General features: G+C 64.3%; 5 protein-coding genes. 4 read left to right on the top strand and 1 reads right to left on the bottom strand.

Annotated features, from left to right (window positions below):
• Positions 1–117 precede the first annotated feature (117 nt).
• Entirely contained in the window at positions 118–1,263 is a 1,146-nt protein-coding gene (locus ACZ6YV_RS44130) for a DNA/RNA helicase domain-containing protein (RefSeq protein ID WP_465515371.1), read from the top strand.
• Between the two features lie 352 nt (positions 1,264–1,615).
• Here the strand turns inward: ACZ6YV_RS44130 and ACZ6YV_RS44125 are convergent, their stop codons facing one another.
• Positions 1,616–5,797: a hypothetical protein gene (locus ACZ6YV_RS44125; RefSeq protein WP_465515370.1), complete on the bottom strand. Its 4,182-nt coding sequence runs from the start codon at positions 5,795–5,797 to the stop codon at positions 1,616–1,618.
• A 609-nt stretch (positions 5,798–6,406) separates the two neighbouring features.
• Here ACZ6YV_RS44125 and ACZ6YV_RS44120 point away from each other — a divergent pair.
• The 3 genes from ACZ6YV_RS44120 to ACZ6YV_RS44110 are packed head-to-tail and all read left to right on the top strand — an operon-like array spanning position 6,407 to position 10,268.
• Positions 6,407–7,138, top strand: a complete 732-nt coding sequence (locus tag ACZ6YV_RS44120; RefSeq protein ID WP_465515369.1) for an NUDIX hydrolase — start codon at positions 6,407–6,409, stop codon at positions 7,136–7,138.
• Positions 7,135–8,271 (top strand): 5'-methylthioadenosine/S-adenosylhomocysteine nucleosidase family protein, encoded by a 1,137-nt coding sequence (locus tag ACZ6YV_RS44115; protein WP_465515368.1) that lies wholly within the window; start codon positions 7,135–7,137, stop codon positions 8,269–8,271. Before ACZ6YV_RS44120 ends, ACZ6YV_RS44115 begins: the two co-directional genes overlap by 4 nt.
• Entirely contained in the window at positions 8,268–10,268 is a 2,001-nt protein-coding gene (locus ACZ6YV_RS44110; RefSeq protein WP_465515367.1) for a hypothetical protein, read from the top strand. The genes ACZ6YV_RS44115 and ACZ6YV_RS44110 overlap by 4 nt, the downstream gene beginning before the upstream one ends.
• Positions 10,269–10,566 lie beyond the last annotated feature (298 nt).

Below are 10,566 nucleotides of genomic sequence, written 5' to 3'. Positions count from 1 at the left end.
AAACACCCTCGCCGCACTCTTCCCAGACCGCCTGCCACTCCACTAGAATCAGAGAAGAAATCATCCGTGGCTTACACGGAAATCATGACAGAGCCCGGCAGGTCGTCCTACGTCGTCGTGGAGCTCAAACAGTGGAGCAGCGCGAGCGTCGACGAGGACGAACCCCGGTTGTGCACCGTGCCAGGAGCCAAGCGCGCGTTGCTGCACCCGATCGCGCAGGTCGAGCAGTACTGCGAATACCTCGTCGACTTCACCGCCGACGACGCGGGGGTCGAGTCGTTGCTCGAGCTGCCGCCCCGGCAGTACGGGCAGATGTTCACCGCGTCGAACCGCTCCGCCCTGCGAACGTTCCTGAACACCCGCCTTGCCCCCAAATCCGGTGTCCAGGCCGCGGAAGACCTCGCGAACAGCAGGATCGCGCCGAGCAAGCAGCTGATGGCGGTCGCCGCCGACGAGATCAAGCACCAGCGCGGCTTCGTGCTGCTCGACGAGCAGCAGGTCGCCTACCTCATGGTCCTGCGAGCGATCCGGCGTGCCGGCGAGGCCGACAGCAAAGAAGTCATCATCGTCAACGGTGGCCCGGGCTCCGGCAAGAGCGTCATCGATGCCGCCCGCGTCCGGCGGATCGATCTCGACGGTCAGTTCCGCTGCGGCGGTAGCCGCACCTATGAACAGTGGGTCCTGGACCTGCTGGGCCTCTCCGGCAACCCTCCCGCCGCATGGCCGGGAGACGACCGCTTCGAACTGGCCGTCGCCGACAGCCCTGCCGACCTCGAAGCCCATCTCGCCACAAAACTGGAACAAGGCTTCGGCGCGCGGATGACCGCGGGCTTCTGCTGGCCCTGGAGCGACGCCCACCCCCACGACGGCCTTGTCGACGACGTCGTCATCGGATCCTGGAAACGTCCCTGGAACGTCAAGGGTGACCGCGGGGTCAACGGCGCACCCGCCTCCCAACTGTGGGCGACCGATCCCGCCGGCTTCGGCCAGGTCGGCTGCATCTACACCGCGCAAGGCTTCGAATACGACTGGAACGGCGTGATCTTCGGCCCCGACCTGGTCTGGCGGACCGACCGCTGGGTGGCCCCCCGCCAGCAAGGACACCGTCGTCGCCCGCGCCAAACCGGACGAGTTCGAGCGGCTGATCAAGCACACCTACATGGTGCTGCTGACCCACGGCATGCAGGGAACAGCCCTGTACTCGACCGACCCCGAAACCCAGGCCATGTTCCACACACTGGCCGACGCCTGAAACCTCGATGACCCTCGCGAACCCCAGCGTGGGCAGTCACGAACGCCACCGGCCCGGTACGCGCCACACAGACCGCGCGCCAGTGAGCAATACGACGACGTCCGTGCCGCGGTTCGCCACCCACGAAAGGAAGCCCATGTGGGCTTGGTTCGTCGGCGGCTATGCGGTGCTCATCGCGTATTCAGCACACGTCACCATATCCTGTCACAACAAACAGCGTCGTGCCGACGCATTCAGGGTCCTTAAACTTCTCGCAGTCAGCGCAACCGCTGGCACCACTGGGCTTATTCTGACTGCGCTACGCCTCCATGAAGCCGGTGTCTTACCATGAGCCTTTCTTCAGCCGCGTCCCGTCCGGAACAGTCAAGGCCACCACCGCCGGAGGTCCCTGAGCGCATTGATCACCTCGCCGACCCCGGCGTCGCCGAGGAGCCGGGGCAACGCAGGTGCTGCGGCCTCGAGCAGGTCAGAGAGGTGCCATCTGAACGATTGTTCTCGCCGGAGCATCTCAACGATCGCGGCGTCCGCTTCGGGCGTACCGACTTCGCAGAGCACAGTGACCAGGCGGGGCAACAGATATCCTCCTGCATACGGACGAGCGACGGCGCAACCAGTGAGGATGTCGTTATTCGGCAACGTGGGCATGCGGGTTCCCCCACCGAAGTACGAATGAAGATCGTTGCCCATGATGGTCTCCAAGCCCTCGGAAATGAGCTCGGCCCGATTGCCACAACGTCCAAGACTCGTCAGGCACAATGCGACCAGAGCGGCCTCCTCGAGCTCGCGTGCCTGCTTCACCGCAAGTTCGAACTCAGTACCGGAGAGGTACCCCGCGATCGCCGCCAAGGCTTGGGCACGTTCCCCGGGCGACCGAATCTCGGCGACGGCGCTCAGCACCTCCCTCTGCGTCAACGGGAAGCCCTCGTGCCGGGCAAGATGGGCCAGAGTGAGTGCGACATCCGACGGTGTCCCGGGGTCCGTCCTCGTGCGTAGCACCCGGTTGAGCTGCGCGACGGTGAACAGGTCGGCAGACGTCGACATGATGACGTGTCGCGCCGTCGAACCACACTGGTCAGCCGCATCAAGTGCATGATTGACGTATGAGGTGCGGGCTTCAGGCGGCATCTGCTTACTCAGAACGGCCAACGCGAGACCTCGGCCGTACGGGTCCTCCACCCGTAGCACAAGGCTCGCCGCTTGACCCGGGTCCGGTAACTGGGAGGCGAGCCGAATCAGAGGTCCGACACGCCCTTGGCCGACCGCTGTGAGTGCTGTCTCCACGTCAGTTTGGTCATCGCAACCAGCAAAGGCGATCTGTTCCCTCGCAACCTCTGCGTCCTTCGCACGTGCGAAGGGGACCAACGCCTTTAGCACGGACGTAACTGTTGCAGCGTCGGTCTCGGTACTGAAGGCGATCCTCAGGCCTTCTTTGATCAGGCCGAGACGGTCCGAAGCAGGCGCCAGCTCTATCAGATCCGCAACTTCTCTACCGTGCGCTCGCCAATCGTCACGAAACAGCGCCAAGACATGCTCCAGCACTGTGCCCTTGTGCTCCTGCGAGACGTTGCGCATCACGGCGTTCATCACTCTTCCGAAGGCAAGCGTGCCCAGAGACCAAGCCTTGTCCAGCATGCCCAGGAGCAAGTCTGGGGGTCCGGCCGGCGTGTGCTCGAGGAGACCTTCGATGGCCTTGTTGTGGAAGAGAATTTCGGGCAGTACGGCGAACACCGCTCGAAACCCCGGCACGCGTGCCGCCTCAGGTACCCTGCCCACCAGCGCGCCAACAGCGTCGATCCGCGCGAATGGATCAGCGAATCGTGTTGCCATGTCGAGAGCCTGGCCCGCTTCCTCTGGAGACAGGACCTTGCCGAGCCACATCAGGCAGTACGCCTTGGTGCGTTCGTCGGCAAGCTCCAGCACATCGGTCAACACGGTGGCCGGTTCGAGACGTGGGCCGAGGGCAGCCTCGACACATCGCTGCTCCTCCAGGCCGAATTGCGTCACCAGGTCCAAGGCGAGCAGTGGAGCGGTTCGGCCCGGAAGTTCGAGGAGTATGCCGATACGCCGACGGTCATCGAGTCCATCGACGGCAGCGACGAAGGCACCGACTTGATCTTCCAGGCTCCTGTGTGCCGAGCAGGCCAATGTCCGTACCCAGTACTCAAGCAGTCTGTACAGCCCGCCGGCGCGCTCGATGTCGGCGGCCAGCGCGCCGATTGTCCTTTGCTGTTGAGTTTCGGACAGGTAGGGGAACAGACCGAGTTCGGCGCGAACCCGGTGGTCGGTCTTACGCATGTTCCAGGTGTGCCGGAGCGCTACGTCCAGAAGTTCCGGCGATAGCGCGGGTGCCATCGCCTCTAGCGCCTCGGCCTCCAGCCAGTCGGCCCCGATTGAGCAGACCGCGTCCAGCGCACCGGGGAGCAGTTCCGCCGGAAGATGGCCAGCCAGTTCACCGAGTGTCCGAGGCATCCTCAATGCGTTGGCGAATACGCGGTCCAGCGGCCAGAGCCCGTACTCGAGCAACGCCGCCAGAAGCTTTCCGGAAAACACGTGGCTACCGATATCGACCGCGTCGGCGATAAGGATGTAACGCAGCTCTAAGCCGAGCGACGGCGCGGAGCGTTTGGCGATCAACACGTCTTCACGGAAGCCTGCAGGGTCGTCGCCCTTTGCGGTCAGCCACACATTGGTGGCATGGTGATCATTGACAGGTCGTTCAAGGCGGAGAAGCCGATCCAGATCCTCGAAACGACCGACCTGAGACAGGTGATTCGCAAGGTGGCGCAACGCGTACCCGTCGTCCATCCCGGCGATGGCCGGATCGTCCACAAGGGAATGGAAAGCGGTCAAGTAGCGATCGCAGATCCGATTTTGCGCGTTCACCGCTTCAACAGCCAGGGTTTCCGCCCACGAATAGGCGATGTCACCGGCGCCCGGCACCGGTGTCCCGGTAAGCAGCTCGCGAAAGCTCGCGTGATGCAACGCGAACCTCCGCGGGGCTCCCTCGGTTGCGGTCAGAAAAGGGCGCAGCACGTGATGGCACCAGTGCCGAGCAACGTCGTCACTCACACCGGCCAGCCCGGCCAAGGTCTGCGTTGTCAACGGTTCCGCGGCGACCGCCAACGTCGCCAGAACGGCACGTTCGGACCAACGCTGGACGTGATCGAGGTAGTAGGTGCCCAGGCTCGTCGGCAGCATAGTCAGTTCATCGGCTCGGCGCTGTCCAAGGCGGATCTCTTCGAGCACGTACCGCATGTAGACCCAGACGCCACCACAGCGTTCAGCGAGTTTGGTGGAGAACTCATGTGGGTCGACGTCGGCCTCGCGCAGGCGAGAGGTCAGCTCCGACTCCGTGGCGACCTTCACAAGGTGGCGTTCGAGATCCTCACGGTTGCGTTCGCCACGAGCGTTGATCGAAAAGACCCGCGAGGGTGAATCGACATGCCCCGGCGAGGTTCCCGTGCGATAGGTGCCGACGACAAACACACCGACCGGCAGAAGGCGTGGCAGCCCCCACGGGAGGAGACCGTCCGGCCGTTCGGCCTCGTCCGCGCCATCAACCACTAGAACGAGCGGTTCGGAAGCCCGTTCCGAAGCCTTCCCGACCAGTGATTCGAAATCCTCCGGGCTAACCGTCTCCGCCGGTGGGGCGACACCGTAACGCGTCGCGAGCTGAGCCGCCAGGTTGCCCAAGGCCACCGCGGACGCGTCGCCTTTGACGTACCGGGCAAAGTGGGAAAGCCACCCTCTTTCCCGGACCAGATGCGCGGCTAGAGCTGTCTTGCCGACGCCGGCGTCCGCCTCGATCCAGACGAAGCCACTGTCGTGCGACGCGATGAACCGGTCAATTTCGGCGACCAGCCAGTTCCGCCCGGTAAAACCATACGTGAGCACATCGGCGAAGACACCAGCCGGATCCTTGGCCCCCGGCCGGCGCTTGCCCGCCGTGGTTCTCGGCTGCACGCCGTACTCGGCCAAGGCATTCCACACACCCTCGCCCGCCAGTCGCTTGTGGACGGAATTGTCGACGAGATCGCCGAGGAGAGCCGCGACGATCTGAGGTGGTTGCCCATCCACCAATGAGATCAACCGGGCCTCGGTCAATTCCTTGAGGTGTGGCTCATCGATCAGGTTGACTTCGATCTTCGTGAGGGCCTCATACACCTTCTCCGGTTCGGGGTTTCCCCACGCCTCGCGCAGCCGGTCGAACCGCTTGCGCTGATTCGCCGACTGGAGGAAATCCCGTTCGAACTCAGCCCAGTCCTCCGCGTCCGCCGCACGTTCGACAAGCTCACGCAGCTCCCCTGCGCCGGTACTCGACACGAACGCGCAGCGACTACCACCTTGGATCTTGGACCACCACGATGCCAGGACTCCCTCCGCGTGCAGCGCGGCCATCGTCCAAGGTCCAGCAGCTCGCTGACGTTTTACCTGGTGCCAGGTGGCCGTATCGCTCGACATGAGCTGGAACTCCGCACCTGTTCCCGCATCCCCGGGCACCTCGACCTGCAGCCAGTCCGCTGTGCCCGCCAGCACGTCCAACAAGGACAAGACCGTCCAACGGCGCTCAAACCTGTTGCCCGTCTTGTCTGCGGCTCCGCCAGCAAGAGGCAACCTCTCCCCTCCCCACTCGATCACGTCCCTACGCGCTCACATCGTACTGGTGCACTCACAACCCTCGATCGAAGATCGATGCTTCGACGGTAAACGAGCGGTCTCTCGAGCATTTGGCTCAGGCCTGGCGCTCACGCCAGGGCACATCAGGTTTGGCGTTGGCAAGACCACTCGCTCCAAAGGGTTCTCAACAAGCTTCCGCCGGAGTGCTCGACGTGGCAGTTCCGGCCTTGCCGATTCGGCGGTGTCGCTCAACGATCGCGACGTCAGGTCCGCCAGGAGCGGCCGAGGACATCTAGCAACGCCTCTTCCTGCCCAGTCTCCCAACTCAGGACGGAACCGTCGGTTTCAGCAGGAACTCCCCAGTCGACGAACATCGCGATCGCTCGCACGAGATCACGGAGATCCGTGACGGAGTCGTGCGACGACTCGCGCCGGTGGACACGAACAACACCGAGGTAGCCCCTCGACAAGCTCCCGATCACAGACCACCCGAACGCCGTATTTACTGTCCATATGACAGTAAATACGGTCAGGGGCATGCCTGATGACGACTGGACTCCCCCGCCGGTGCTGCTGGCCGTGGACCTGGTGATCTTCACCCTGCGCGAGTCGGCACTCCACGTGTTGCTCGTCGAACGGGGCATCGAGCCTTTCCAGGGCGCGTGGGCACTACCGGGCGGTTTCTTGGCCAACGACCGGGAGGACGTACTCGCCGCAGCCCATCGCGAGCTACGGGAGGAGGCGAATCTTGATGCGTCGCACCTGCATTTGGAGCAGCTGGGTACCTATGGAACCCCGGACCGAGATCCCCGCGGCCGTGTGATCTCGGTGGCCTATCTGGCTATCGCTCCCGGTCTCCCGGAGCCACTGGCGGGCACTGACGCCGCCCATGCGGCATGGGCGCCGGTGCCGGACATCCTGCGCGGGCGGGTTCGGCTGGCGTTCGACCACGACGAGATCCTCGGTGATGGCCTGGAGCGAGCGCGGTCGAAGCTCGAGCACTCGGCGCTGGCAACGGCTTTCTGCCAGGAAACTTTCACCATCAACGAACTGCAGCAGGTCTACGAGGCCGTGTGGGGCTGCCCGCTCGATCTGCGGAACTTCTACCGGAAGGTCCAGGCCGTCGCCGGTTTCATCGTGCCTGCCGGCGACGAACGCCGCACCGGCAAAGGCCGTCCCGCCCGGCTGTTCAAGGCCGGTGATCGCACGACACTTCATCCGCCGCTGGTGCGACCCGCCGCAGTGACGACACGAGAGGGGAACTCATGACCGACGACCTGGTGGTGATGCTGACCGCCTTGAATTCCGAGTACGAGGCGGTCCGGAATCGGCTCGAGAACCTACGGCCGGACCGGCACGATCGCGGTACCCGATTTGAAGTCGGTACGGTTCGCGGTACATCGTGCCGTGTCGCACTCGGCCTCACCGGCAAGGGCAACCACTCGGCCGCGGTACTGGCCGAACGCGCCATCTCGCACTTCTCCCCGGCCGCACTGATGTTCGTCGGTGTCGCCGGGGCCCTGTGGGGCACCCCGCTCGGGGATGTCGTCTTCGCGACTCACGTCTACGCCTACCACGGCGGCACCAGCGAGGACGATGGTCTCAAAGCCCGCCCCAGGACGTGGGAAACCTCGCACGAGGTGACCCAGATCGCGCAGCACGTCGCACGCGTCGGCGGCTGGAAGCGAGACGTCCCCGACGGCACGAACGCCCATTTCGGCCTCATCGCCGCTGGTGAGATCGTGCAGAACTCGACCATTTCCGCCGAGGCGCGATGGATTCGCGACCACTTCAACGACGCGCTCGCCATCGAGATGGAAGCCGCAGGCGTCGCGCAGGCAGGGCACCTCAACGGCGCCCACGTCGCCATCGTGCGCGGCATCAGTGATCAGGCCGACGGAACGAAGAACTCCGCCGCAGACCGGAACTGGCAACCACGGGCCGCCGCGAACGCCGCGGCATTCGCGGCCCACCTCGCCACCGAGCTACTCAAAGAAGGGGAACACGTCACCATGCGCAACGCGAACTCTTCGCGCGGGCCGCGTACCGTTCACAACCGTGGGACCGGCACGGTCGGGATGCAGGCCGGGACCATTACCGGGAGCACCGTCGTGCAGAACGTCGCGTCCCGCTCCGAGGGCGCCCCGGATTTCGCGGCCGAGTTGTCGCGCCTGCGCCGCGATCTCGAACGGGAGCACTCGCGCGGACAGCTCGACGACGACACCTACGAAGCCGCCCGCGGTGAACTCGACATCGCGGACAAGGCGATCGCGTCCGACACGCCGGAGGGCAGAAAGACCTTCGTGCTGGCACTCAAGCGGCTCGGCGGACTGATCGCGGAACTCGTCGGCCCCGCGGCGAAAATCGCCGCACTCGTGGCGGCAGCGAAGGGGCTCTTGTGATCTCACCGACTCAGTCCACGAACACGGCCGAAGCCAGTTCGACGGTCGGCATGCAGGCCGGCGAAATCCACAACTCGACGGTCTATCAAGTCCTACCCGACGCTCCACCCGAGGAAAAGTACAAGGTCGGCATCGCGTATCTGCAGGACGGCGTCCCGACCCGCGCTCGCGAACTCATCGACGAAGCACGCGCCCACGGATACGACAACGCCGAAGTCCGGTTCCACTGGGTACTCGCGATGCTCAGCAAACGCTCCTACCGTGATCTCACTCCGGAAGAACGGAAGCGCCTGGCATCCGAGGTGTACTGGTGCGCCGACCCCCTAGGCGACGAGTGGGCGCGCTCGCTCTCGGCAGTACACGATCTGCTCGACTACCTCATCGGCACCGACAAAGATCCAGAGCACGCGCTCACGCAGCTGGCCGGCTTGCCGTCACCGCAACGCGGGCAGGTCATCCACCACCTGGACCTGGTACTCACCGGCGGCCTGAAAGACCGGTTCTGGGCCGATATCCGTCGGCACGCGAAAGAAACACGCACAAGCCACGACCGGCAGAACCGCGTCTGGGCCTACTTCGAGCCGTCCCCGATCAGACCCCGGACCCGGCCACCGACGCCCGCCACGATCGCGACACGTGATCGCTTCCGTGCCGGGTTCGCCACAGTAGCGGCAGCCCTCGGAGCGGGCTACCTGGCCAATGCGGTCATCCTGACCGCGCGACCGCTGCCGATGGTGGCGTATCTGGCTGCGCTCGCCCTAGCGTGCTTCGCGATCCGGAGCGGATTCCAGTGGCGCTATCTCAGTGGGCGCCTCGCCGAGCACGAACGGCGATACGCGGGCCGGAGCGGGACCACGGAAACCACGGACCAGGGCTTCGCCGCCAGTGTGACCCAGCAATTCGAGTACTACTTCAACCGGTACCCGCCCGGGGACGTGGACCGTGCGAATTGGACGAGGACGACTTCCGGTATCCGATTGTGGTTACGCAACGAGATCGTCGATCTCTACCGCGAAAGCCGGGTCCCCGCAGGCCGGGTCAAGTGGCTCGTCCGCTTTCTCGCGCGGGATGTGCGCGACAAGTGGCGCAAGGGTGAGCTGTTCGAGTACCGCGAAAGGTACCAGGTCGCCGTCTCCACGAAGATCGTCTGCACACTGTCCACAATGGCCTTTCTCGGCCTCGTCTCCTACACCGTCTCGGCGGCGCTTGAAACCGAACTCCTGGCCACCGTGGCCGCGACTCTCGTCCTGCTTCTCGGAACGGCCTACGCACTCCGTGGCTGGTCTCACCTCATCGGCGAACGCCGACGAGGTGCGGAAGACCAGCTCGAACGCGAGAGGGTACACAAAGCACGCGAAGACGAGTACCAGCGCTGGAAGGACAAACTGGACGCGACCCGGCCATCCGAAACCGAAATGGAGACCTGGCTGACCGCCGACAAGACGATCGTCGTCGAACGGGCACTGCACCACTACCGCCTTGCTTGGCGTGACGTGCTCACCCACGCAGTCCTTCAGACACCGGTCAAGGACAGCAAACACGCGCGAGTCCGCGGTGGCCCGCGACGATACGCGAAGTACGACATCCGCCTCTTCCTCATCACCCTCGACGGCGTGCGTGAACTGGGCACCTCGATCGACTTCGAGCACATGACCCTCACCGACATCGAACGCAACAACTTCCGCTTCGACGCCGTCTCCTCGGTCTACGTAGCGACACCGACCGACCTCAGCTGCGAACTCGAACTCACCCTCATGAACGGCGAACCCCGCGGCATCCACGTCACCGACCCCACCAGCGACCAGGCCGCCCCCGACGAGAGCCCGCACGTGGTCGCACAGATGAACCTCGAAGTCACCGGGTTCACCCACACCCTGCACATCCTGGAAGGCATCGCCGCAGAAGGAAAACGGTGGATCGAGCGCGACCCATACCTCACCAAGCCCGTCGAAGGGCTCGCGGACGAGCTCAACCGCCCCGAACCCGTCGAGCGCTAACGGCGTGAAAGCCCATAACTACGAGGAACGAGAGACAAAAGCCTGCAGAAACAGAGAAGCGCCCGGTCAGGAGCTAGTTCGATCCTTCCTGACATGGAAGTACTCACTTACCGGCTACAAACACACTCAACTACCAATCACTACTTCAGCCAAAGGCGTGTGGATAGTGAGCAACTCGCCCCTCGGACACGTGGGGGTTCAAGGCCCTAGTAGTGCTTTGTTAGGTGTGTCGTTGTGGCTGGTCAGGGTGCTGGTGTGATCTGCTGCTGGAGTGAAACCGGTGGAGTTGGAGCAGGTC

The sequence above is a fragment of the Amycolatopsis sp. NPDC102522 genome (assembly GCF_055584485.1).
The sequence above is the reverse complement of the archived record's forward strand: the minus strand, read 5'-3'. Positions and strand labels throughout refer to the sequence as shown.